The 22,352-nt window shown below is 68.1% G+C and carries 20 protein-coding genes; 12 read left to right on the forward strand and 8 right to left on the reverse strand.

Annotated features, from left to right (window positions below):
- Positions 1-106: 106 nt before the first annotated feature.
- The 3 genes from ACSFA0_RS03135 to ACSFA0_RS03145 all read right to left on the reverse strand — a co-directional run bounded on the left by ACSFA0_RS03135 (position 107) and on the right by ACSFA0_RS03145 (position 4,159).
- On the reverse strand, positions 107-1,609 hold the full coding sequence (locus ACSFA0_RS03135; RefSeq protein ID WP_435448783.1) for a lyase family protein: 1,503 nt from the start codon (positions 1,607-1,609) through the stop codon (positions 107-109).
- 77 nt (positions 1,610-1,686) lie between these two features.
- Positions 1,687-2,676 carry a tripartite tricarboxylate transporter substrate-binding protein gene (locus ACSFA0_RS03140; RefSeq protein ID WP_435448784.1) on the reverse strand — a complete coding sequence of 330 codons (990 nt, stop codon included), beginning with the start codon at positions 2,674-2,676 and terminating at the stop codon, positions 1,687-1,689.
- A 37-nt stretch (positions 2,677-2,713) separates the two neighbouring features.
- Positions 2,714-4,159, reverse strand: coding sequence for a hypothetical protein (locus tag ACSFA0_RS03145; protein ID WP_435448785.1), 1,446 nt, complete (start codon positions 4,157-4,159; stop codon positions 2,714-2,716).
- A gap of 91 nt (positions 4,160-4,250) precedes the next feature.
- Here ACSFA0_RS03145 and ACSFA0_RS03150 point away from each other — a divergent pair, with 91 nt between their 5' ends.
- Both ACSFA0_RS03150 and ACSFA0_RS03155 read left to right on the forward strand, forming a co-directional pair.
- Positions 4,251-5,159, forward strand: coding sequence for a LysR family transcriptional regulator (locus tag ACSFA0_RS03150; protein WP_435450881.1), 909 nt, complete (start codon positions 4,251-4,253; stop codon positions 5,157-5,159).
- A 4-nt stretch (positions 5,160-5,163) separates the two neighbouring features.
- Positions 5,164-6,135: a tripartite tricarboxylate transporter substrate binding protein gene (locus ACSFA0_RS03155; RefSeq protein ID WP_435448786.1), complete on the forward strand. Its 972-nt coding sequence runs from the start codon at positions 5,164-5,166 to the stop codon at positions 6,133-6,135.
- Between the two features lie 8 nt (positions 6,136-6,143).
- Here ACSFA0_RS03155 and ACSFA0_RS03160 read toward each other — a convergent pair whose 3' ends face one another.
- The gene (locus tag ACSFA0_RS03160) at positions 6,144-7,049 is read right to left on the reverse strand and encodes an AraC family transcriptional regulator (protein ID WP_435448787.1); all 906 of its coding nucleotides are present in this window, start codon (positions 7,047-7,049) and stop codon (positions 6,144-6,146) included.
- Positions 7,050-7,183: 134 nt separating this feature from the next.
- On the opposite strand from ACSFA0_RS03160, the gene ACSFA0_RS03165 reads away from it, so the two are divergent.
- A complete protein-coding gene (locus tag ACSFA0_RS03165; protein ID WP_435450882.1) occupies positions 7,184-7,939 on the forward strand; it encodes an SDR family NAD(P)-dependent oxidoreductase in 756 nt (251 codons plus the stop codon).
- A gap of 76 nt (positions 7,940-8,015) precedes the next feature.
- Here the strand turns inward: ACSFA0_RS03165 and ACSFA0_RS03170 are convergent, their stop codons facing one another.
- Complete coding sequence (locus ACSFA0_RS03170; protein ID WP_435448788.1) at positions 8,016-9,185, reverse strand: GGDEF domain-containing protein; 1,170 nt, start codon at positions 9,183-9,185, stop codon at positions 8,016-8,018.
- Between the two features lie 2 nt (positions 9,186-9,187).
- The gene (locus ACSFA0_RS03175; protein WP_435448789.1) at positions 9,188-10,090 is read right to left on the reverse strand and encodes an IclR family transcriptional regulator; all 903 of its coding nucleotides are present in this window, start codon (positions 10,088-10,090) and stop codon (positions 9,188-9,190) included.
- Positions 10,091-10,225: 135 nt separating this feature from the next.
- On the opposite strand from ACSFA0_RS03175, the gene hmgA reads away from it, so the two are divergent.
- The 3 genes from hmgA (at position 10,226) to fahA (ending at position 13,914) form a co-directional block, all read left to right on the forward strand.
- Positions 10,226-11,548, forward strand: coding sequence for a homogentisate 1,2-dioxygenase (gene hmgA, locus ACSFA0_RS03180; RefSeq protein ID WP_435448790.1), 1,323 nt, complete (start codon positions 10,226-10,228; stop codon positions 11,546-11,548).
- 87 nt (positions 11,549-11,635) lie between these two features.
- Complete coding sequence (locus ACSFA0_RS03185) at positions 11,636-12,631, forward strand: Bug family tripartite tricarboxylate transporter substrate binding protein (RefSeq protein ID WP_435448791.1); 996 nt, start codon at positions 11,636-11,638, stop codon at positions 12,629-12,631.
- Between the two features lie 8 nt (positions 12,632-12,639).
- Positions 12,640-13,914: a fumarylacetoacetase gene (gene fahA, locus ACSFA0_RS03190; RefSeq protein ID WP_435448792.1), complete on the forward strand. Its 1,275-nt coding sequence runs from the start codon at positions 12,640-12,642 to the stop codon at positions 13,912-13,914.
- A 161-nt stretch (positions 13,915-14,075) separates the two neighbouring features.
- On the opposite strand, the gene ACSFA0_RS03195 is transcribed toward fahA, so the two are convergent.
- On the reverse strand, positions 14,076-14,549 hold the full coding sequence (locus ACSFA0_RS03195) for an acyl-CoA thioesterase (RefSeq protein WP_435448793.1): 474 nt from the start codon (positions 14,547-14,549) through the stop codon (positions 14,076-14,078).
- 46 nt (positions 14,550-14,595) lie between these two features.
- Positions 14,596-15,492: a LysR family transcriptional regulator gene (locus tag ACSFA0_RS03200; protein ID WP_435448794.1), complete on the reverse strand. Its 897-nt coding sequence runs from the start codon at positions 15,490-15,492 to the stop codon at positions 14,596-14,598.
- Between the two features lie 148 nt (positions 15,493-15,640).
- Between ACSFA0_RS03200 and gtdA the strand changes: the two genes are divergently transcribed.
- The 6 genes from gtdA to ACSFA0_RS03230 all read left to right on the forward strand — a co-directional run bounded on the left by gtdA (position 15,641) and on the right by ACSFA0_RS03230 (position 22,280).
- The gene (gene gtdA / locus ACSFA0_RS03205; RefSeq protein ID WP_435448795.1) at positions 15,641-16,711 is read left to right on the forward strand and encodes a gentisate 1,2-dioxygenase; all 1,071 of its coding nucleotides are present in this window, start codon (positions 15,641-15,643) and stop codon (positions 16,709-16,711) included.
- 191 nt (positions 16,712-16,902) lie between these two features.
- A complete protein-coding gene (locus ACSFA0_RS03210) occupies positions 16,903-17,607 on the forward strand; it encodes a fumarylacetoacetate hydrolase family protein (RefSeq protein ID WP_435448796.1) in 705 nt (234 codons plus the stop codon).
- Between the two features lie 19 nt (positions 17,608-17,626).
- Entirely contained in the window at positions 17,627-18,904 is a 1,278-nt protein-coding gene (locus tag ACSFA0_RS03215; RefSeq protein ID WP_435448797.1) for a 3-hydroxybenzoate 6-monooxygenase, read from the forward strand.
- Between the two features lie 35 nt (positions 18,905-18,939).
- Positions 18,940-19,941, forward strand: coding sequence for a Bug family tripartite tricarboxylate transporter substrate binding protein (locus ACSFA0_RS03220; RefSeq protein ID WP_435448798.1), 1,002 nt, complete (start codon positions 18,940-18,942; stop codon positions 19,939-19,941).
- A 27-nt stretch (positions 19,942-19,968) separates the two neighbouring features.
- Positions 19,969-20,934 carry a Bug family tripartite tricarboxylate transporter substrate binding protein gene (locus ACSFA0_RS03225; protein WP_435448799.1) on the forward strand — a complete coding sequence of 322 codons (966 nt, stop codon included), beginning with the start codon at positions 19,969-19,971 and terminating at the stop codon, positions 20,932-20,934.
- Positions 20,931-22,280, forward strand: a complete 1,350-nt coding sequence (locus ACSFA0_RS03230) for an FAD-dependent oxidoreductase (RefSeq protein WP_435448800.1) — start codon at positions 20,931-20,933, stop codon at positions 22,278-22,280. Before ACSFA0_RS03225 ends, ACSFA0_RS03230 begins: the two co-directional genes overlap by 4 nt.
- Positions 22,281-22,352 lie beyond the last annotated feature (72 nt).

Here is a 22,352-nt window from a genome sequence, read left to right on the forward strand (position 1 = left end):
GCACGGCCGCGTCAGACCAACGCTGCTGGCTGCGTCTGCGAAAGGCGGATACGGCGCTGGTGGAGACGACGTCCCGACCCATCTCAGTTGGAGAACTGCCGGACCTTCAGCGTGCTACCTGCAGCTTCTCGAAATCAGCATCCAGCCGTGCCAGCGACGACGCGATCTGCGTGCGTCGGCCCTTGATCCATGCCTCTTGCTGCGCCACGCGCTGGGTGGCCTCCTTCAACATGCGTTCCATCTCCACCGGCTGCGGGCCACCCGCCGTGGCGCGGTTCTTCACGATGGCGATCGGGTCCAGCGTCGCACGAAACTCGGCTTCGGACATCGGCAGCACGGGCGCGAAGTCCGATCCCTTGACCGTCTCGGCGTAGATGCGTTGCGCCTCGGCATAGGGGAAGACGAGCGGCTTGATGTCCTTGGCCTTGGCGAACTCGACCACCTCCGAGGCGAAGTGATGGCCGACGCGGAACGGCAGTCGGTACCTGCGCATCAGAACATCGGCCAGCTCTTGCGAGGCGGTCCAGTCGCTGTTGAGCTCTTCCAAGGCACGTTCAGGGCTGATCACCAGGTTGTCGAGGATTCGGCTCCAGTTGTTCAGCACGCCCGTCGCGGTTACCACCATGGCGGTGTTGTTGCGGACTTCCTTGCCGTCTTGCATGCCGGGCGGCAGGTTGTGCGCCAGCAGCGCGGTGCCACTGCCGAGGTTGATGGCCTGCGAGGCGTCGCGCCGGGTGCTGTTGAGCAAGCCGGGGTTGCGCTTTTGCGGCATGGCGCTGCTCACGTAGGTGTTGCCGCCGCCTTCCTGCAGAAGGATCCAGGGGCGTGCCTGCGCGTACTGCGTCATCACATCCTCGATGTACGCACCCGCGTGCAACGAGATGGCCGTGACGATGGCGCCGACTTCCACCGGAAGATCCACCGCGGAAATCTGCGCAGCGTCGTAGGCGTTGTCGACGGTGGAGGCGTAGCCGAGGTAACTGGCCATGCGTTGGCGCTCGAGCGGCCAGCTCGTGCCATTGAGCACCGTGGTGCCCATGGGCGATCGGTCGACGCGGGCATAGGTTTCACGAATGCGTTGGGCATCGCGGTCCAGGCCGCTGGCAAAGCCCAGGAGGTAGTGGCCATAGCTGTTGGGCTGGGCCGCCACGCCGTTGGTGTAGTTGGGCACGATGGTGGCGCGATGCTTGTCGGCCAGGCGGACCATCGTCGCCGTGGTCTTGTTGAGGGCATCGGCCAGGTCGAGCAGGTTGTCGCGCAGGATGGCCGAGCGCACGGTGGCCAGCATGTCCTGGCTGGAGCGGCCGGCGTGCAGCAGCGTGATCTGCGGGCCGACGGCATCGATCAACAAAGGCTCGAAGGTGATCACCAGCGTGGGGCGCTTGCCGCCGGGCTGGTTGCCGTCCTTCAGGACCTTGGTGATGCCTTGGTAGGCGAGCGGTGCGATCGATTTGTCCAGCAGCCCCTCGTCGGTGTTGATGACAGCCGTGGCCTTGTTGATCTGGCCGAGCCAGAAGAACTCGTCTTTCTTTCCCGTCTGGGCCACGACCGGATGCGCGAACACGAGAAGGCCGATGACGACCGCGAGGGTTCTGCTAGAGGATTGCATGGTGCTTGTTGTCTCCTTGTAGGTCGGTCCTGCGGCGGACGCTTACCGGGCCGCTCGTTCACTGTAGCCGTAGCGAATCAGTCGGCGTACACGCCCGCCGCCTTGATGACCGGGCCGAAGCGCGCGACTTCGGACATCACGAACTTCTTGTGCTCGGCGGGCTCGACACGCTTGTCGGTCACCACGACCGCGCCCAGACCTTCTTCCTTCTTGATGAACTCCGGGTCCTTCAGCGCGACCTTCAGGGCGTCGTTCAACTTCTTGAGCACTGGCGCCGGCGTGCCCTTGGGCGCGTACAGGCCGTGCCAGATCGTGACCTGGAAGCCCTTGAGGCCGGACTCGTCGGCCGTCGGGATGTCCTTGAGCGCCGGCGTGGTCAGGCGCTTGAGCGTGGTCACCGCGTAGGGCTTGACCTTCTTGGCCTCGATCTGGCTCGTGGTGTTGGTGGTCTGGTCGCACAGCAGGTCGATCTGGCCGCCCAGCAGGTCTGCGATGGCCGGGGCCGTGCCCTTGTACGGAACGGTGGTCATCTCGGTCTTGAGCTCGCTCATGAAGAGCAGGCCGCACAGGTGCGAGGCGGAGCCGATGCCGGCGTTGCCCAGGTTCACCTTGCCCGGATTTTTCGCGACCCACTCGCGCATTTCCTTGAAATTCTTCGCTTCGAGTTGCGGCTTGCCGATGATGGTCATGGGCACGTCGTTGATCATGCCCAGGTACTCGAAATCGGTCTCGTAGTTGTAGGGCAGCTTGCGGTAGAGCACCGGGGTGGTGGCCATGCCCACGTGCGTCAGCAGCAGGGTGTAGCCGTCGTTCTTGGCGCGCGCCACCTTGGCGTTGCCGATGGTGCTGCCGGCGCCGGCGGTGTTGTCGATCACGACGCTGACGCCGTCGAGCGGCTTGCGCAGCGCTTCGGCCAGGTCGCGCGCGACGCGGTCGGTCGGGCCGCCGGCCGCGAAGGGCACCACGATGGTGATGGGCTTGCCAGCAGGAAAGTCCTGGGCCAGGGCGCCCGTGGATAGCGTGAGGACGCAAGCCGAAAGGCAGATCTTTTGCAGAGTGGAGGGCATGAAGTTGTCGTTCTGAGATGTCGAAATTGATGCGAGTTCACTGAGGTCGGTCGCGCGCCGGAACGCGTGTTTCGAGCGCAGCAGGCGTGTACGCGGGCGCAAAGGAGCACCCGATGCCAAACCTCGCTTCGTTGGCGGGGCAGGCCGCGGCGATGCTGGCGGGCGTTGGCTTGATCCCCTGCTCCACCCAGCCCAGCAGGGCCGAGACAAGGGTCGGATAGGTCGGCCCGCTGATGTAGCTGTGCGTACCGCTGGTCGTGAAGGTCTGGACCAGGCGGTCGCCGCTGCCGCCTTGTTGCATCACCGACTTGAAGTGCGAGTCGAGCTCGACGAAGGCCGTGGGGTCGCTGATCCACTTGACCGTGAGCACCGGGACCGGGATCTTCCCCGTCGGGTCGGTGTCTGCGGCGAAACGTCGGTACGCCGCCGGGTCCGCGGCGTAGCGCGCCACACCGGCGTTCAGCGCGACATCATCGTCCGACCCAGCGTAGTTCACACCCACATTGCCAAAGGGGCTCGCGCCGCCCGTGCGCTTGCTCGTCACATCCTGAAAGTGGAAAGTCCCCCAGTTCAGATGCGACTGGATGGCGCTCGACGGGATCTTGATGACCTTCTCGATCGTCTCGACGCGCGCCTGCTGCGCCGGCGTGCGGTCGCCCACCGGCTTGTTGAGCGCGAGACATTCGTTGACGCGCGCCGTCAGGTTCGACTGGGTCATCGTGACGTTGGCGGGCAGGCCCAGGTTCAGCGCGTATGGGGTTTCCGTCGGACGCGGATGGTTGTTGCAAAGGTATTGGTACACCACGCGGAGGTCGGTCCGGAAGTCGTAGGAGCGGGTGCCACCCGCGAGCACGCCGCTTGAGAGCAGAACGCCGTCGTACGGCTGCTCTCCGACGGTCTCTGCCGTGAACATCTCCGCGGCCTTGGCGGCCACGCCGGCACCCCATGACTGACCGTGCAGGATGGTGCGCGTCGGCTTGCCCACGTGCTGGCGGAAGATGCCCCTCAGCCGCTCGGTGTCTTCGGCGGCGGCGCTCACCTCGACGCCACCCTGGCGGAAGGTGGAGCCGGCCCACGCGTAGCCCGCATCCACCATGACCGCCCAGCGCGTCAGATCCTCCGTCGCTCGTTCGGCGGTCGGCGTATCAAGACTCGGTCCGCCGTGGGCGTGCAGTACCAGCTTGCCATTCCAGTCGGACGGCTTGGCGATCAGGTAGTAGGCACCCTTGGAATCGAGGCCTGAGAGACAGGTGGCCGTGGAGGGAACAGCCGAAGGGCATGCGACAGGGGTGGGTGCCGCTTCGGTCGAGGCCGGGGGCGGCTCTGCCGGTGGAGGAGGCGGCGGCGGGGGTGGCGCGGGCGGCAACTGCACAGGAGCGGCCGGTGCAGGATCCTGTCCATCGCCGTCGGAGCCGCCACCGCAGGCGGTGAGCGCCGACAGCACGGCGACGGCCACGACGGCCGCATTGAAATTTGCGTTCATTTGCATGTCTCCTTCTTTTGTGCGGCGATTCTGGGAACATGCAGTGAAGATGGCAAAGATGTTTAATATCTCGACTGCATACGAAATGAATATCGAGATTCGTCATCTTCGCTACTTCCTGGCCGTGGCTGAAACCGGGCACATCACCCGCGCCGCCGAGACGCTGGGAATGCACCAGCCGCCTTTGTCGCAGCAGATTCGCGCGCTCGAAACCGAGCTGGGCACCTCACTCTTCAATCGCCATCCCAAAGGCGTCGAACTCACCAGCGCGGGCCGGATGCTGCAGCGCGAGGCCAAGCTTCTGCTGGACGAGTTCGCCGGCATGCAGGAGCGCGTGGTCGACTTCGTCCAAGGCAGACGCGGGCGGATTTCCGTGGCTTTCACGACCTCGGCGGCAGCACACGCCTTCACGCCGGCGTGCCTTCGTCTGTGTCGCAGCCGTCATCCCGATATCCAGGTCGACGTGAGCGAGAAGAACGCCGCGGAGATCACCGACGCCGTGCTCGCGTTGCGCCTCGATTGCGGTTTTCTGCGCATGCCGGTCGCGCGCCCCGCCGGCCTTGTCTTCGAGCAGATGCTCACCGAAGAGTCGGTCCTCGCCATTCCGATCGATCACCGACTGGCCGTGGACGAATCGATCCCGGTCACCTTGAAAGAGCTGGAGGGTGAACGGCTCATCCTGGTGCGCCGGCCGGGAGCGCCTGGCCTGTACGCGAACCTGCTCGCGGCGTGCGCCCGCGCCAAGGTAAATGTCGAATTGGCGGTCGAAGTCGAACGCATGATGACCAGCCTCAACCTGGTCGCCGCCGGCGTCGGCCTGTCGCTGGTTCCTGCCTCGATGCGGGGCGCTCACGCCAAGGCGGTGAAGTACCGGCGCTTCAAGGACGCGTCACGACTGGAATCGCCACTCACCATCGTGTATCGGGAAGCCGATCGCGACGGACCCACGGCCACCTTCCTCGAACTGGTGCGCGGGCTTGCTGCAAAGTACCGCAAGTAGTCGGATGGTCTCTTACGTCACCGCGATGTCGCCTCGTCGCCGATTGCTGGTCTTGCTGCCGTTGGCGCTGACACTGCCGCGCGGCGTCCGTGGCGCATTGACATCCGAGCCGACGCCGTGGCCCCGGCGGCCGATCCAGATCACGGTGGCCTATCCGCCTGGCGGTATCAGCGACCAGATTGCGCGCGCGCTGGCCGAAGTCATGGCGCGACGACTCGGGGTCGCCGTCCTCGTCCATAACCGGGCAGGCGCGAGCGGAACGCTGGCACTCGACTTGCTGTCACGCGAGGAGCCGGACGGCCACAGCCTGTGTTTCGTCGCGGCCACCGCCTTTGCGTTGAAATCGCGTACAGCGGGCCGACGCGGCGTCTTGCTGCACGCCCCGGTGCCGGTGGCGGGCGTCATGCGCACACCCCTCCTTGTCGTCGGGACGCGCAGCCTGCACGCCGACACCTTTGCCCGGATGATCGACATGGCGCGCGCCCAGCCGGGCCGTGTCCGGTGGGCGACGACGGGTGAAGGAACCACGGGCCACGCGGTGCTCGATCGCGTGCGCAACGCAAGCGGCGCCGAGATCGTTCACATCCCCTACAAAGGAGGTGGCCAGCAGCTCACGGATGCGCTCGCGGGGCACTTCGAAGTGCTGTCCACCAACGTGGCGACGGCGCAGCTCGCGGACATCGCGGCGGGCCGCCTCGTGGCCCTCGCGGTCGGTTCGCCTGAGCGCCTGGATGTACTTCCGGACGTTCCCACGCTTTCCGAACTCGGCTATCCGGAGGCCAACCTGGATTCGCTGTTCGGACTTTTTGCACCGGCCGGGATTCCCGAAGAACGGGTCCAGCAGGTGAACCAGGCCGTCGCAGCTGCGCTGGCGGATTCGAACCTTCAAGGCAGGCTGCGCCGCATGAACAACCTGCCTTTCAGCGGAGGCGCGGCTGATTTCTCGCGGCAGGTGGCACGAGAGGCGCACCGTTAGCCATCGGCTCAAGCGAACGCGTCGATGCCCGCCGTCGCGCGACCGGACGCGACCGGCGCCTTGAAGCGCGCCATGTCCCGCGCAGGGGGCATTCCAAAAAGGCGCGCGTACTCGCGGCTGAACTGCGACGCGCTTTCGTAGCCGACCGCGAACGCGATCGACGCCGCATCGCGCGGTTCGAACAGGAGCAACCACCGGGCCCTCAGCAGCCGCAGCCGCTTCTGGTACTGAATGGGCGCCATGGCGGTGATGGCTTTGAAGTGCCGATAGAACGCCGGCACGCTCATGTCGGCCATCGCTGCGAGCTGCTCGACACGAAACGGCTCGGCATAGTGCTCGCGAATCCAGTGGATGGCGCGGCGAATCTGGGGCAGCCGGCCGTCGGGCCGGGCGATGTCGCGCATCAAGCCGCCCAGCGGCCCCTGCAAGGCGCGAAAGAGGATCTCGCGCTCGATCATCGGCGCCAGCATCGCGACCTCCTGAGGGCGATCGACGAGTCGCATCATGCGCAGCCACGCGTCCATCATCTCGGCGGGCGCCGGCAGGGCGCGGAAGCACGCCGGGTTCGGCGACCCGTCACCATCGCGCTTCTCGACGAGCAGGCTGGCGATGACGGCCGGGTCGAGGGTCAGGCTGAGCGCGAGGTACGGCCGGCCCGGTCCACCGGGTCGAATCTGGCCGGTGGCGGGAACGTCCACGGGCACGACGAAATACGTCCCCGCCTCGTAGGTCATCACACGGTCGCCGATGGACAAGGTCTTCGAGCCCTGCAGCACCAGATGCAGCATGGGTTGATAGACCTGATCGGCGCACGCCTCGGCACAGACCATGGCCACACGGGGCACACCGATGTCGGTCCACGTGGTGCCCGCCCGCATCACGATGCCTCGGAGTTCGTCCAGTGCTGTAGTCATGCGGCCGATGATGGGGCACGCGCAGGGTAAACGGTAGCGATATGAGAAGAATGGGCAAGGACGCGAGAAGAACCGGCATCCTGGGAGATCCGGTTGATCGAATACTGGACGCCGTACTCAACCGAAAGAACCCCATGAAGAAGCTAGAAGGAAAAATCGCCGTCGTCACCGGTGCATCGAGCGGCATCGGCGCCGGCGTCGCCAAGGCATTGGCCGCGGAGGGCGCCACCGTGGTCGTGAACTACGCCAGCAGCAAGAAGGGAGCCGACGCCGTCGTCGGCGCGATCGAGGCGGCGGGCGGCAAGGCGGTCGCGGTGCAGGCCGACATGAGCCGAGCTGCCGATGTCGTCCGCCTGTTCGACACCGTCAAAGCCGAGCACGGCAAGCTCGACGTGCTGGTGAACAACGCTGGCGTCGCGGTATTCGAAATGGTCTCCGACCTGACCGAGGAAGCCTTCCACAAGCAGTTCAACGTCAACGTTCTGGGTTACTTCCTCGCGATCCGCGAAGCGGTGAAGCACTTCGGCGAGGCTGGCGGCAGCATCGTCAACATCAGTTCGATCCTCAGCACCGACCCGTATCTGGCCTCGAGCGTCTACGCAGCGACCAAGGGTGCCGTCGATACGATGACCTTCGCGCTCGCCCGTGAACTCGGACCGCGCAAGATTCGGGTGAACTCGATCTTGCCGGGTCACACCAACACGCCGGCCACGGACGGCAACTTCGCCGGCGAGCTCGGTGTGAAGTTGATCGCAGGCACTCCGCTCGGCCGCTTCGGCGAACCCGAGGACATCGCGCCCGTCGCGGTGTTCCTGGCGTCGGAGGATTCGCATTGGGTCACGGGCGAGTCGATTCGAGCCGCGGGTGGCGTGCGCGGCGTCGGCTACTGACGTCCTGCGCCTGCACGATGTGCTTGCAGCGGCCAGGAAGCGCATGCCACGCACGGAGACTCGATGGCGCGTAGCCCTACACCCGCTCCGTCCGCCCCCGCCCATCGGCCTTCGCCTGGTACAGCCCCCGATCTGCCCGGTCGATGGTCTGTTCGATGGCTTCGTCGGGGCGGTGCTCGCTGATGCCGCCCGAGAAGTTCAGGCGCAGGCCCGGCACGCCGGGAGCGATCGGGGTGTCGGCCAGCTGCCGGCGCAGTCGGTCGAGACTGTCTGCAGGCGTGCGATCGGGCGTGTGCGGCAGCAGGATCAGGAACTCCTCGCCGCCCCAGCGCGCGATGATGTCGGTGTCGTGCAGCGCATGGCGGGCGACCTTGGCGAAGCCCTGCAGCACCTCGTCGCCCACGGCATGGCTCCAGGCGTCGTTGATCTGCTTGAAATGGTCGAGGTCGATCAGCGCGATCGAGAACGCGCCGCTGCCGTCGCGATGCATTTGCGCCTGGTGCTGCAGCAGCAGCGTCATGTGGCGCCGGTTCACCAGTCCGGTCAGGTCGTCGTAGGTTGCCAGCCGGCGCATGCTCTCGTGGGCGACGGCGAGCTCGTGGGCGCGTTGTTCGAGCAGCACCTGCGCCCGTTGCCGCGCCTCGTAGTCGCCCGACACCAGCTTGATGATCTTGAGCGCGTAGAAGAAGAACAGCACGAACACGGTCGCCAGGGCCCAGTTCGCGACGCCTCCCCGGAAAGCCAGCACGACGCAGGTGGGGCCGAGCAGCAAGGGTGCGTACCAGCGGGCCAGCGGCGCGTCGATGGCCATGATGGCACTGGCGCCGGCGGTGAGGCCGACGGTGGCCATCAGCATCGACCAGCGAACGGTGTCGACGTCGGCTGTGCCGACGATGTACGCGCACAGCCAGCCCCAGTAGCCCTGGAAGATCCACGAGGCCCAGGCGAAGGTGCGCTGCGCGAGGCGGAAGTCATGGTTCGCGAAATGGGCGAGGCGCCGTTCGAGCCCGAACCGGCCGGCGGCCCCGACGAGCAGGCACAGGCCGGTGATCAGGGTGAAGGCAGGGCGCGTCGATGCCACGCCGTGGACATAGGCGATCGCCAGCCAGAACAGCGGGTACAGGAACAGGCCGCTGCGCGAGCGCTTCGCGACATCGAGCAGTCGCTCCCGCTGGCTGGCGAGCGGGAGCTCGGCGTTGCCGACAGCGGTCCGTGTGTCCACCGCGTGCGGAGGGTGCGCTGCCATGGCTATTCCCTCGCGTCTGCCGCCAGGGCCGACGGGCGGCGGCTGGCCGGGGCGCCCTGCGCGTCGGGCGTGCCCAGCCGGTCGGACACCTGCCGCGCGCAGCGCACGAGCGCTGTCGCTACCGTTCCGGCCCAGCGGGTGTCGAAGATGCCCGACGGACCGATCGCGGTCACGGCCAGCACGATGGCGCCGGTGTGGTCGAACACCGGCGCGGCCATGGCGCTGACACCGGGGATCACCTCGTTCTCCGAGCGGCTCGCGCCGTGCGCGCGCACCTCGTCGAGCTGCACTTCGAACTCGCTCCACGACGGCAGGGGCCGGGCCGACGGCAGGCCGGCGGCGGCAGGCGCGTCGGCCTTGCGCTGCTTCTCGCGGCGACGTTCGTCCTCCAGCATCCGGCGGACCTCGGCCGGCGGCAGGTAGGCGGCGAACAACCGGCCGGACGCGGTGCGCGTCAGCGAGAAGACGGTGCCATGCCGCAGGCTCACGTGCACGGGCGAGGGCGCCTGCGCGATATGCACCATGGTCGCGCCGCGCGCACCCCACACGGCCAGGCCGACGGTCTGGCCGATCTGCGCAGCCAGCGGCGCCATCAGCGGCGTGGCGAGGTGCACCGGGTCGGCCTGCTGCAGGCCGATCAGCCCCAATTGCAGGGCGAGCGGCCCGAGCCGATAGTGGCCGCTGGCGCCGTCCTGTTCGACGAGGCCGAGGCGTCCGAAGCTCACCATGTACGGGTGCGCCTTGGCGGGCGTCATGTCGGCTTCGCGCGCCAGGTCTTTCAGCGCCATCGGGCGGCCGTGGTGCACCAGTGCGCGCAGCAACTGGCCGCCGACCTCGATGCTCTGGATGCCTCGCTGGGCGGGGCTGTCGCGTTGGGTGATGCTGCTTTTGCTGCTGCTGGCCATTGGTCCCGTCTCTGTCGCGGTTCATTCATGGATGAAGAACGGATTAGACATGAACCGGCGCTCGCACTACACTGCGAAAATTCGCCCCATGCGAACGCATTCGGATTAGACGAACTTTCTGATGGAGACAAAACAATGAACATCCCACCGAGCGACACCGCCCCGCGCTACCAGCACGGCTTCGGCAACGAATACGCGAGCGAGGCCGTGGCCGGCGCGCTGCCGCAGGGTCGCAACAGCCCGCAGCGCGCGCCCTTCGACCTGTACCCCGAGCTGATCTCCGGCACCGCCTTCACCGCGCCGCGCCACACCAATCGCCGCACCTGGCTGTACCGCCGCCAGCCTTCGGTGGTGTCGGGCCGCTACCAGCCCTACGCACAGCCGTTGTGGACGACCGGCGCCGACCGCGACATGGCGGTGGCGCCCGAGCCGCTGCGCTGGCATCCCATGCCGATCGGCGCCTCCGCGGCCACCACCGACTTCGTCGACGGCATGCACACGCTGGCCGCCAACGGCGACGCCGAAGCGCAGGCCGGTGTGGCCGCGCACATGTACCTGGCTGGCCGCTCGATGGAGCGCCGCGCCTTCGTCAACGCCGATGGCGAGATGCTGCTGGTGCCGCAGCAGGGCCGGCTGGTCATCACCACCGAGATGGGCGTGCTGCACGTGAAGCCGGGCGAGATCGCGCTGCTGCCGCGTGGCGTGGCCTTCAAGGTGGCGCTGCCCGACGGCGTGTCGCGCGGCTACGTCTGCGAAAACTACGGCGCGCAGTTCCGTCTGCCCGAGCTCGGCCCGATCGGCTCCAACGGCCTGGCCAACGCGCGCGATTTCCAGGCGCCTGTGGCCGCGTACGAAGACATCGAAGGCGGTGACGGGGTCTACGAGGTCGTCAAGAAATTCGGTGGCCGCTTCTGGCGCGCGCCGATGAAGCAGTCGCCCTTCAACGTGGTCGCGTGGCATGGCAACCTGGCGCCGGTGAAGTACGACACGGTCAACTTCATGACCATCGGCTCGATCAGCTTCGACCACCCGGACCCGTCGATCTTCACCGTGCTCACCTCGCCGAGCGACACGCCCGGCACGGCCAACTGCGACTTCGTGATCTTCCCGCCGCGCTGGCTGGTGATGGAAGACACCTTCCGTCCGCCGTGGTACCACCGCAACCTCATGAGCGAGTTCATGGGCCTGGTGTACGGTGAATACGACGCCAAGCCCGGCGGCTTCAAGCCCGGCGGCGCCAGCCTGCACAACCCGATGGTGCCGCACGGCCCGGACGAGGAAGCCTTCGACAAGGCCAGCCATGCTTCGCTTGCGCCGCAGAAGCTCGACCACACGCTGGCCTTCATGTTCGAGAGCCGTTTCCGCTTCGTGCCCACGCCGTTCGCGATGCAGAGCCCGGCGCTGGACGACGCCTATGCCGACTGCTGGGCCGGCCTCAAGGACCAGTTCAAAGGCTGAGGGGCCGACGGCCCCAAGCGCGGCGCGTGCAGGGTTTCCCGCGCGCCGCAACAATGAACGCCTTTCCCACAACAACGACCCCGAGACATGACCTTCGCCTCTTCCCGCCGCGCGAGCTTCGCCGCGCTCGTTGCCACCGCCGTGATCGGCCTGCCTTTCGCCACCGTGGCAACCGCGCAGGCCGCCGACTACCCCGCCAAGCCGATCCGATTCATCGTGCCCTACACCGCGGGCGGCACCACCGACCTCGTGGCGCGCACGGTGGGCCAGAAGGTGTCCGAGAAACTGGGCCAGCCGGTGATCATCGAGAACCGCGGCGGCGCCGGCGGCAACATCGGCATGGACGTGGTGGCCAAGGCAGCGCCCGACGGCTACACCATCGGCTTCGGCGCCATCTCGACCAATGCGCTCAACCCGCACATCTACAAGTCGATGGCCTTCGACCCGCGCCGCGACTTCACCGCCATCAGCCTCTTGGGCACCTCGACCATCGTGCTCGAAGTGCCCGCGACCTCGCCCATCAAGAGCGCCGCCGACCTGATCGCCGCCGCCAAGAAGGCGCCCGGCCTGCCCTATGCGACCGCGGGCGCCGGCACCTCGATGAACCTGGCCGGCGTGATGTTCGCGCAGATGACCGGCACCGAGCTCACGCACGTCGCCTACAAGGGCAGCGGCCCGGCCATCAACGACATGCTGGGCAACACCATCGGCGTGATGTTCGACAACCTGCCCGCGTCGCTGCCGCACATCCAGGCCGGCAAGCTGCGTGCGCTGGCGGTGGCCGGCCCGGCGCGATCGCCGTCGCTGCCCGACGTGCCGACGATCGCCGAGACGGGCCTGAAGGGCTATGCGCTCGACCCGTGGTTCGGCGTGTACGGCCCGGCGAATCTGCCGGCGCCGATCGTCAAGGCGCTCAACGACGCCTTCACGGAGGCGCTCGCCCTGCCCGAGGTGAAGGACAAGCTCACGCAGGCCGGCTTCACGCCACGCGGCTCCTCGGCCGAGGCGCTGGCCAAGCTCACCCAATCCGAATACCAACGCCTCGGCGACGTCGCCAAGAAGGCCGGCATGTCCGCAGACTGAAAGCACCCATGACCACACTCGACGCCACCCACAACCCAGCGCTGCGCAGCTGGGTCGAATCCGCCAACGCCACGGGCACCGACTTTCCCATCCAGAACCTGCCCTTCGGTCGCTTCCGGCCAGCCGGCACCGACGAGCCCTTCCGCATCGGCGTGGCCATCGGCGACCAGGTGCTCGACCTGAAGGCTGCGAAGGTGATCGACCATGCCGACATGAACCTGCTGATGGCCGCCACGCCCGCGGAGCGCGCGGCGCTGCGCACGGCATTGTCCGAAGGCCTGCAGGAAGACAGCGCCAAGAAGGGCGAGTGGGAGATCGCGCTGTACCCGCAGGCGGCGGTCGAGATGGCGCTGCCCTGCCGCATCGGCGACTACACCGACTTCTACACCGGCATCCACCACGCGACCACGGTCGGCAAGCTGTTCCGCCCCGACCAGCCGCTGATGCCCAACTACAAGTGGGTGCCCATCGGCTACCACGGCCGTGCGTCGTCCATCGGCGTGAGCGGGCAGCGCTTCAAGCGCCCGCAGGGCCAGACCAAGGCACCCGATGCGGCCGAGCCCAGCTTCGGCCCGTCCAAGCGGCTCGACTACGAGCTCGAGCTCGGCTTTCTCATCGGCCAGGGCAACGCGCTGGGCGCGCCCATCGCCATCGCCGATGCCGAGCAGCACCTGTTCGGCGTGACGCTGCTCAACGACTGGTCGGCGCGTGACCTGCAGGCTTGGGAATACCAGCCGCTCGGCCCCTTCCTCGCGAAGAACTTCGCCTCGACGCTGTCGCCGTGGATCGTCACCATGGAAGCGCTCGCGCCCTTCCGTGCGAAGTTCGAACGGCCCGCGGGCGACCCGCAGCCGATGCCGTATCTCGATTCGCCTGCCAACCGCGAGCGCGGCGCGCTGGCCATCACGCTGGAGGTGTGGCTGCAGACCGCGAAGATGCGCGACGCCGGCGAGCCCGCCACGCGCCTGACGCGCGGCAGCACCACGCAGGCCGCCTACTGGACCGCCGCGCAACTCGTCACCCACCACACGGTCAATGGCTGCAACCTGCAGCCCGGCGACCTGCTGGGCTCGGGCACGCTGTCGGGCCCGACGCTGGAAGAAGCCGGCTCGCTGCTGGAGATCACCCTGGGCGGCAAGCAGCCGATGACGCTGCCCAACGGCGAGACGCGCACCTTCCTGGAAGACGGCGACACGCTGACGTTGCGCGGTTACTGCGAGCGCGACGGCGCAGTGCGCATCGGGCTGGGCGAGGTCAGCGGCACGGTGCTGCCGGCCGCCTGAAACAAAGCCCACCCCCGAAGCGGCGCACTGCGTGTCGCCGCCTCCCCCTCAAGGGGGCGATACCAGCGGCCCGGCAAAGCCGGTTCCGCGGTATCCCTGGCACTTGGCTGCGCCGGTTGCTCGGCTGCCGGTGGCTCGCAGCGCTACGGGATCACTGAGCTTCAGTTGTCGGAGGGGGCGGGCGCCGGGGCCGAAGCGCCTGCGGCGCGGCTCGCATCGAGATGCGCCCGCGCCCGTTCGGCCAGCGCCATCTCGCCCGGCGTGGCCGGCGTGAAGGCATCGACCGGCAGCGGCTGGCCGTGCGAATCGACCGAGACGAACACGATCAGGCATTCGGTCGTCTTGTGCATGCCGCCGCCCTTCATGTCGCCGCTGCGCACTTCCACCGAAATGTTCATGCTTGTGCGGCCGGTGTAGACCAGGCGCGCTTCGACTTCCACGAGGTCGCCGATCATGATCGGGCGGTGGAAGCGGATGCTGCCGATGAACACCGTCACGCAATAGCGCTTGGACCAGCTCGTGGCACAGGCGTAGCCCGCCTCGTCGATCCACTTCATGACGGTGCCGCCATGGACTTTGCCGCCGAAGTTGACGGTGCTCGGTTCGGCCAGGAAGCGCAGGGTGATGGAAGACATGGCGTTGATTCGGTGGGACGGTGGGTGCGGATTATGTGGGCGCGCCCTATCCGCCGCCGAAGAGCTGGGCCATGGTCCGCCGCAGCCATGCGTTGCCGGGCTCGGCGTGGAAGCGCTCGTGCCAGTGCTGCTTGACCGCGTACGAGGGCAGGGCGAAGGGCAGCTCCATCAGCCGCACCGGCTCCTGCGTCGCCAGCACCTCGCCCAACACGCGCGGCACCGTGACGATCAGTTCGGTGTGCGCCACGATGCGCGCCACGCTCAGAAAGCTCGACAGCCGGGCCACCACGTGGCGCTGCACGCCCAGCCGCGCCAGCGTCTTGTCGACGATGGCGTGGCCCGTGCCCGACGACGAGATCACCGCATGCGCCTCCGTCTCGAAGCGCTTTCTCGTCAGGCGTGCGCCGATGCGTGGGTGGTTCTGCGCGACCAGGCAGACGAAGTTCTGCAGGAAGAGCGTCTGCTGGTAGAAGCCGGCGTCCAGCTGCGGCATGAAGCCCACCGCCAGGTCGACCTCGCCGTTCTCCAGCCGCCGGCCGCTGTCGGTCGAGACGATCTCCGTTTCCAGCTGAACGCCCGGCGCCACCCGGCGCAGGTGGTCGAGCAGGCCGGGCAGCAGCACGACCTCGCTGATGTCGGTCATGCAGATGCGCAAGCGGCGCTGCGCGCGCGCCGGGTCGAAGGCTGCGTGGCTGCCGCGTGCGGCCTCCAGTTGCAGGAGCGCCTCGCGCAAGTGTGGCCGGATGCGCTCCGCATGCGGCGTCGGCTGCATGCCGCGCGCGGTACGCGTGAACAGCCGGTCGTCGAAGTGCGCGCGCAGTTTGTTGAGCATGGTGCTGGCCGCCGCCTGCGCCATGCCGAGGCGGTCGGCCGCCTTCGACACGCTGCCGGTCAGGTAGACCGCGTCGAACACGGCGATCCAGTCGAGATCGAGCTTGGCCATGGATGCAACTTCGTGGGTGGCGGGACCCCCATTATCGAAAAAGGAGATATCGACTATTGGCGGGCGGTCTTGATTCCATAGTGGGGCGCGGCGAACAATGGCGCACCGAGGCACGGCAGATGCCCGTCCTCTCCAGGAGACAAACCCCATGAACACCGCCACCCGGCGCGCCGTCGCGCCCCAGGCCGACGAGCGACGCGCCTACTACGAGCGCATCCGTCCGCTGAACCTCACGCCGCTGTGGGAGTCGCTCCACGCGCTGGTGCCGCGCGAGCCGCAGACGCCCTGCGTGCCAGCGCTCTGGCGCTACGACGACATCCGGCCGCTGCTGATGGAATCGGCCGAACTCATCACCGCCGAGGAGGCCGTGCGCCGCGTGCTGGTGCTGGAGAACCCGGCGATCCCGGGACGCTCGTCGATCACGCAGTCGCTCTATGCCGGTCTGCAGCTCATCATGCCGGGCGAAGTGGCGCCTTCGCATCGCCATGTGCAGTCGGCGCTGCGCTTCATCGTCGACGGCAAGGGGGCGTACACCACGGTCGGTGGCGAGCGCACCACGATGCACCCGGGCGACTTCATCATCACGCCCTCGTGGGCCTGGCACGACCACGGCAACGAGGGCATCGAGGGCGTGAGCGAACCGGTGGTGTGGCTCGACGGCCTGGACATCCCGATGGTGCGCTTCTTCGACGCCGGCTTCGCCGAGAACGCCGACGCCAAGGTGCAGCACGTGGCCCGGACCGAAGGCCACAGCCTGGCGCGCTTCGGCCACAACATGGTGCCGGTGCGGCATGACCACACCTCCGCCACCTCGCCGATCTTCAACTACCCCTATGCCCGCAGCCGCGAGGCGCTGGCGCAGTTGCAGACGCAGGAAGCGCCCGACGCCTGGCTGGGCCACAAGCTGCGCTACATCAACCCGTTGACCGGCGGCTCGCCGATGCCGACCATCGCGACGAACCTGCAGCTGCTGCCGCGCGGCTTCACCGGCAGGACGCACCGCATGACCGATGGCGCGGTGTACAGCGTGGTCGAAGGCCGCGGCCATGCCGACATCGGCGGCCAGCGCTTCGACTTCGGCCCGCGCGACACCTTCGTCGTGCCCTCGTGGGCACCGCTGAAGCTGGTGGCGGCTGATGACGTCGTGCTCTTCAGCTTCTCCGACCGCCCGGTGCAACAGGCCATGGGCGTGCTGCGCGAGGCCTTCCTCGACGACTGAGAACGTGTGAATGAACCTGCTGCGCGCCCCGATCTCGCATCTGCGGTCCTCACCGCACGAGAGTGCGGCTCCGGTCCTCGACGCAAGCTCGGCGCGCTCGCGACGGTTCCTTCACACGTTCTGAGCCTGCGCGGTTCGGCCTCCCGTTTTCTTGTTTCGATCATTCGCCGCCGCGAGCGGCAGGAGCACCCATGTCCTTCGTCGTCACCCCGCCCGCCGTCGTCGGCCTGCCCATCGTCGGCAGCGACGACCTGTTTCCCGTGCGCCGTGTCTACTGCGTCGGCCGCAACTACGCGGCGCATGCCCGCGAGATGGGCTTCGACCCCGACCGCGAGCCGCCCTTCTTCTTCTGCAAGCCCAACGACGATGCGTCGGTGGTGCCGGTGGCCGAAGGCGCGACGGCCACGCTCCCCTACCCACCGCTGACCAAGAACTACCACTACGAGGCCGAGCTGGTGGTCGCCATCGGGAAGGGCGGCCGCGACATCGCGCAGGCCGATGCTGCGTCGCACATCTACGGCTACGCGGTGGGCCTGGACATGACGCGGCGCGACCTGCAGATCGCCGCCCGCGAAAAGGGCCGGCCGTGGGAAGTGGGCAAGGCCTTCGACTTCTCCGCACCCATCGCGCCGATCGTGCGCCGCGCTGATGCGGCCGGCGTCGACAGCGCGGGCATCGTGCTCGAGGTCGACGGCACGGTGCGCCAGCAGGCCACCGTCGCGCACCTGATCTGGTCAGTCGACGAGGTCATCGCCAATCTGTCGACGCTCTTCACGCTGCATCCCGGCGACCTGATCTTCACCGGCACGCCCGAAGGCGTGGGTGCGGTGCAGCGCGGGCAGTCGATGGTGGTGCGCATCGACGGGTTGCCGTCGCTGTCGGTTCGCATCGAGTGACCAGCGCAGGAGCACGGCGATGAACACATCCCCCACGACAAACGACACCCCCCGCGTCCTGCTCATCGGCGGCGGCATCGGCGGCATGGCCGCGGCCTTGTCGCTGGCACGGCTCGGCCTGGCGGTCGACTTGCTGGAGCAAAGCGCCACCATCGGCGAGATCGGTGCCGGCCTGCAACTCGGCCCCAACGCCTTTGCCGCGCTCGATGCGCTGGGCGTGGGCGAGGCGGTGCGCAGCGGCTCGGTCTTCACCGACCGGCTGGTGATGATGGACGCCGTCGATGGCAGCGAAGTCGCCTCGGTGCCGGTGGGCGAGGCCTTCCGCACGCGCTTTGGCAACCCGTATGCGGTGAGCCACCGGGCCGATCTGCACGGCGCGCTGTTCGACGCGGTGCAGCGGCAGCCGCTGATTCGCGTGCACACCGGCGCGCAGGTCGACGTGCTCGAACTCGGCGGTGCGCGCGTGCAGGCGCACACGCGCGACGGCCGGCACTTCAGTGCCGATGCCGTGGTCGGCTGCGACGGCGTGAAGTCGATCGTGCGCGCGCAGCTGATCGGCGACGCGCCGCGCGTGTCCGGCCACGTGGTCTACCGCGCCGTGGTGCCGGCCGAGGACATGCCGGCCGACCTGCGCTGGAACGCACCGGTGGTCTGGGCCGGCCCCAACTGCCACCTGGTGCACTACCCCTTGCGCCATGGCGAGCTGTACAACCTGGTCGTGACCTTCCACAGCCGCGACAAGGAGGTGTGGGGGGTGAGCGAGGGCAGCCAGGCCGAGGTGCTGTCGTACTTCGACGGCGTACATGCGCGCCCGCGGCAACTGCTGGACCGGCCGAGCTCGTGGCGCCGCTGGAGCACCGCCGACCGCGACCCGGTCGCCACCTGGAGCGAAGGCAACGCCACCCTGCTGGGCGACGCCGCGCATCCCATGATGCAGTACCTCGCGCAGGGCGCCTGCATGGCGCTGGAAGACGCGGTCACGCTCGGCGCCGCGGTGCAGGCGTGCCGCGCCGACGACGGGCGCTTCGACCTGCCGGCCGCTTTCCGCCTCTACAGCTCGGCCCGTGTCGCACGCACCGCGCGCGTCGTGCTGTCGGTGCGCGAGATGGGCCGGCTCTACCACGCGAAGGGCGTCGAACGCCTGGTGCGCAACAGCCTGTGGGCGGGCCGCACGCCGGAGCGCTTCTACGACGCGGTCGAGTGGCTTTACGCCTGGCGGCCCGAACACTGCCTCGACGATGCCGATATACGGACACGCGAGCACGGCATGATCGGTGCATGCATTTCCTCTGCATGACAGCAACCCCATAAAACCAACCGGAGACAACACCCATGCGATCGATTCAACGGCTGCTCGCGACGGCGACAGCGGCCACTGCACTCTTGTCGGGCGTCCAAGCCCTCGCCCAGACCGCTGCTGCGAGTGCGGCCGACTTCCCCAGCAAGCCTGTGACCCTGATCACCCCCTTCGCCGCAGGCAGCGGCCCCGACGCGGTGCTGCGCCTGGTCTCGGACAAGCTCTCTCGCCTGTGGAACCAGCGCGTGGTGGTCGACAACAAGCCCGGCGGCGGCGGCTTCATCGCCATCGAGCAGGCGCGCCGTGCCGCGCCTGACGGCTACACGCTGCTGCAACTCGACAGCGAGCACATCGCTGCGCTGCCGCACCTGTACAAGTCGCGCAACTTCGTGACGCTGCAGCACTTCGACCCGGTGGCCTCGCTGTTCCGTACGCCCTTCTTCGTGGCCGTGGGCAGCGAGTCGAAGTACAAGACCATGAGCGACCTGATCGCCGATGCCAAGGCGCATCCGGGGCAGGTCAGCTACGGCTCGTGGGGCGTGGGCAGCCCCGGCCACCTCGGCGGCCAGCAGCTCGATGCGCTGACCGGCGTGCGCATGCAGCATGTGCCCTACCGCGAGGTGTCGCAGCTCTTCGCCAACGTCGGCGCGGGTGAGGTGCCGTGGAGCTTCGCCAGTATCCCGTCGAGCCAGGGCATCTACAAAGCTGGGAAGTTGCGCTACATCGCCGTGGCCGCGTCCAAGCGCGTGCCGCAGATGCCCGACGTACCCACCATGGCCGAGGCCGGTGGGCCGCCCTCGCTCGAGGTGAATTCCTTCGTCTCGCTGCTCACGCCGAAGGGCGTGCCGGCCGCCGTCAAGGCGAAAATCAACGCCGATGTCGCGAAGGTCATCGCCGATCCGGAGATTCGTGCGCGCTTCGACACCTTTGCCTTCGAGCCCCTGGCCTGGTCGCCGGAAGAGATCGAACGCAATGCCGAAGCCAAGTCGAAGGTCTATGGCGAGCTGGTGCGCATCGGCAACATCAGCCTCGAATAAGTCCCTTCACCTGTGAAAGCGAATCCCATGCGTCGTTCCCTTCTCGTTCTCGCCCTGGCCGCCGCCGCGGCACTGCCCCTGGCCGCATCGGCACAGGGCACTGCCTGGCCCACCAAGCCGATCCGCCTGCTGGTCGGCTTCCCCGGCGGTTCGACGCCCGACATCGCGGCGCGTGCCATCGCCGAGCCGCTGTCGCGCGCGCTCGGCCAGCCGGTGGTGGTGGACAACCGCGCCGGCGCGTCGGGCAACATCGCGGCCGACATCGTGGCGAAGGCGGCCGACGACCACACGATCGGCCTCGTCATCAACGGCAACCTCACGTCGTCGAAGATGCTCTACCCGAAGCTGCCGTACGACCCGGCCAAGGACTTCACCTACCTGTCGCTCATCGCCACCGCGCCGCTGGTGCTGGTCGCGCAGAACAGCCTGCCCAGCGGCACCGCCTTCTTCGACGCGGCCCGTACCAGCGGCAATAAGTGGAGCTACGGCTCCGTCGGCGTGGGCTCGGTCGGCCACCTCGGCACCGAGCTGCTCAAGAGCAAGGTGCCCGGCATGGCGGCGGTGCACGTTCCCTACCAGGGCAACCCGCAGGTGGTGACCGACCTGATCGGCAACCAGATCCAGTTCGCGCTGATCCCGCCGGGCGTCGCGCTGCCGCAGATCCGCGCGGGCAAGCTCAAGGCCATCGGCCTGACCAGCGGACGCAGCCCGCTGGCACCCGACGTGCCGCCGCTGGCCGACGCCGGCGTGAAGGACTTCGCCCTCGAGGTGTGGACCGCGCTGCTCGGCCCGGCCACGCTGTCGAAGGTGGCGCAGGCCCGCATCACGAAGGAGCTCGCCGTGATCATGAAGGACCCCGACGTGCGCCGGAAGCTCTTCGAACAGGGCTGGCAGGCCGTCGGCACCTCGCCCGAAGGCATGCAGGTGCGCGTGAAGGAAGAGGCGGCCATCATGAGCCGCATCATCCAGTCGCAGGGCATCAAGCTGCAATGACGGCGGCGTCGATGCACGAACCGGCGCGCGAACTGCCGGTGTATGGCGACTACGACGTCGTGGTGGTCGGCGGCGGGCCCGCGGGCTTGGCCGCCGCGGTGAGCGCGTCGCGCCACGGCGCGCGCACGCTGCTGGTCGAGCGCTACGGCTTCCTCGGCGGCATGGGCACGGCGGGCGGCGTGACCAACTTCGCGGGCCTGTACGCCAAGCGCGGTGGCGAGATGACGCAGGTGGTGCACGGCGTGGCCGACGACCTGCTCGCGCGCATGGACGCCATGGGCGGCCTCAACAAACCGCAGGACGGCATGCAGGGCCGCATTCGCGTGCGTTCCTACGACACCTCGGTCTACAAGTGCGCGGCCGACCAGTGGCTGCTCGACGCGGGTGTCGAACTGCTGTTCCACGCGCATGCAGCGGCCGTGCTGATGGACGGCACGCGCATCGCGGCGCTGGTGGTCGAGACCAAGTCGGGTCGCCAGGCGATCCGTGCCAATGCCTTCGTCGACGGCAGCGGCGACGCCGACGTCGCCGCCTTCGCCGGCGTGCCCTTCGAGGTCGGTGACGGCCACGGCAGCGGCCTGTTCCCGACCACCATGTTCCGCGTCGGCCAGGTCGACGCGCCGCGTGCGCTGGCCGCCGTGGGCGAGTTCAAGGCCATCAACGACCTGATGAACACGGTGCGCGAGCGCAGCCCCGACGCCTACCGCTTCCCACGCGACGGCGCCATCCTGCGGCCCAACATCGACCCGCGCGAATGGCGCGCGAATGTCACGCAGATCCGCAATGCCCAGGGCACCGCGATGAACGGCGTGGACGCGCGCGAGCTGAGCGAGGGCGAACTCGAAGGCCGCCGCCAGATCGCCGAGTACTTCCGCTTCCTGCGCGCCGAGGTGCCGGGCTTCGAGCAGTCGGCCATCGTCGAGATCGCGCCGCAGGTCGGGCTGCGCGAGACACGCCGCATCGAAGGCGTCTACGCGCTGACCGGTGAGGACATCCTCTCGTCCGCCAAGTTCGACGACGTGATCGGCCTCAACGGCTGGCCGATGGAGATGCATGCCGACGGCCGCATCCAGTGGGCCTTCCCGCGCGACGACGCCAACACCTACAACCACCTGCCCTGGCGCATGCTGGTACCCAAGGCGGTTGACAACCTGTTGGTGGCAGGCCGCTGCGCTGCCATGACACACGAAGGGCAGTCGGCCGCACGCGCGAGCGGCGGCTGCTTCGTGATGGGGCAGGCGGCGGGCACGGCCGCAGCGACGCTGGGTGCCGGCCGCTTTGCCGACGTCGACGTGGCGGGGTTGCAGACGAAGCTGCGCGCCGACGGCGCCGATCTCGACCGCTGACACCGCCGGTAGTTGGCTGCCGCGCGGGTGCGCATCGAAGGCTGAGCGGTCTTGTGGCTCAGAACGTGTGAA

Origin of the sequence: Variovorax restrictus (assembly GCF_051216715.1) — a bacterium.
Taxonomy (GTDB): Bacteria; Pseudomonadota; Gammaproteobacteria; order Burkholderiales; family Burkholderiaceae_C; genus Variovorax.

Coding starts and splice junctions, on each gene's coding strand:
- ACSFA0_RS03220 (WP_435448798.1), top strand. CDS start 18,940: ATGCGATCGATTCAACGGCTGCTCGCGACGGCGACAGCGGCCACTGCA.
- ACSFA0_RS03210 (WP_435448796.1), top strand. CDS start 16,903: ATGTCCTTCGTCGTCACCCCGCCCGCCGTCGTCGGCCTGCCCATCGTC.
- ACSFA0_RS03185 (WP_435448791.1), top strand. CDS start 11,636: ATGACCTTCGCCTCTTCCCGCCGCGCGAGCTTCGCCGCGCTCGTTGCC.
- ACSFA0_RS03140 (WP_435448784.1), bottom strand. CDS start 2,676: ATGCCCTCCACTCTGCAAAAGATCTGCCTTTCGGCTTGCGTCCTCACG.
- ACSFA0_RS03225 (WP_435448799.1), top strand. CDS start 19,969: ATGCGTCGTTCCCTTCTCGTTCTCGCCCTGGCCGCCGCCGCGGCACTG.
- ACSFA0_RS03215 (WP_435448797.1), top strand. CDS start 17,627: ATGAACACATCCCCCACGACAAACGACACCCCCCGCGTCCTGCTCATC.
- ACSFA0_RS03175 (WP_435448789.1), bottom strand. CDS start 10,090: ATGGCCAGCAGCAGCAAAAGCAGCATCACCCAACGCGACAGCCCCGCC.
- ACSFA0_RS03195 (WP_435448793.1), bottom strand. CDS start 14,549: ATGTCTTCCATCACCCTGCGCTTCCTGGCCGAACCGAGCACCGTCAAC.
- gtdA (WP_435448795.1), top strand. CDS start 15,641: ATGAACACCGCCACCCGGCGCGCCGTCGCGCCCCAGGCCGACGAGCGA.
- ACSFA0_RS03170 (WP_435448788.1), bottom strand. CDS start 9,185: ATGGCAGCGCACCCTCCGCACGCGGTGGACACACGGACCGCTGTCGGC.
- ACSFA0_RS03160 (WP_435448787.1), bottom strand. CDS start 7,049: ATGACTACAGCACTGGACGAACTCCGAGGCATCGTGATGCGGGCGGGC.
- ACSFA0_RS03165 (WP_435450882.1), top strand. CDS start 7,184: ATGAAGAAGCTAGAAGGAAAAATCGCCGTCGTCACCGGTGCATCGAGC.
- hmgA (WP_435448790.1), top strand. CDS start 10,226: ATGAACATCCCACCGAGCGACACCGCCCCGCGCTACCAGCACGGCTTC.
- ACSFA0_RS03200 (WP_435448794.1), bottom strand. CDS start 15,492: ATGGCCAAGCTCGATCTCGACTGGATCGCCGTGTTCGACGCGGTCTAC.
- ACSFA0_RS03155 (WP_435448786.1), top strand. CDS start 5,164: ATGGTCTCTTACGTCACCGCGATGTCGCCTCGTCGCCGATTGCTGGTC.
- ACSFA0_RS03135 (WP_435448783.1), bottom strand. CDS start 1,609: ATGCAATCCTCTAGCAGAACCCTCGCGGTCGTCATCGGCCTTCTCGTG.
- ACSFA0_RS03230 (WP_435448800.1), top strand. CDS start 20,931: ATGACGGCGGCGTCGATGCACGAACCGGCGCGCGAACTGCCGGTGTAT.
- ACSFA0_RS03145 (WP_435448785.1), bottom strand. CDS start 4,159: ATGAACGCAAATTTCAATGCGGCCGTCGTGGCCGTCGCCGTGCTGTCG.
- fahA (WP_435448792.1), top strand. CDS start 12,640: ATGACCACACTCGACGCCACCCACAACCCAGCGCTGCGCAGCTGGGTC.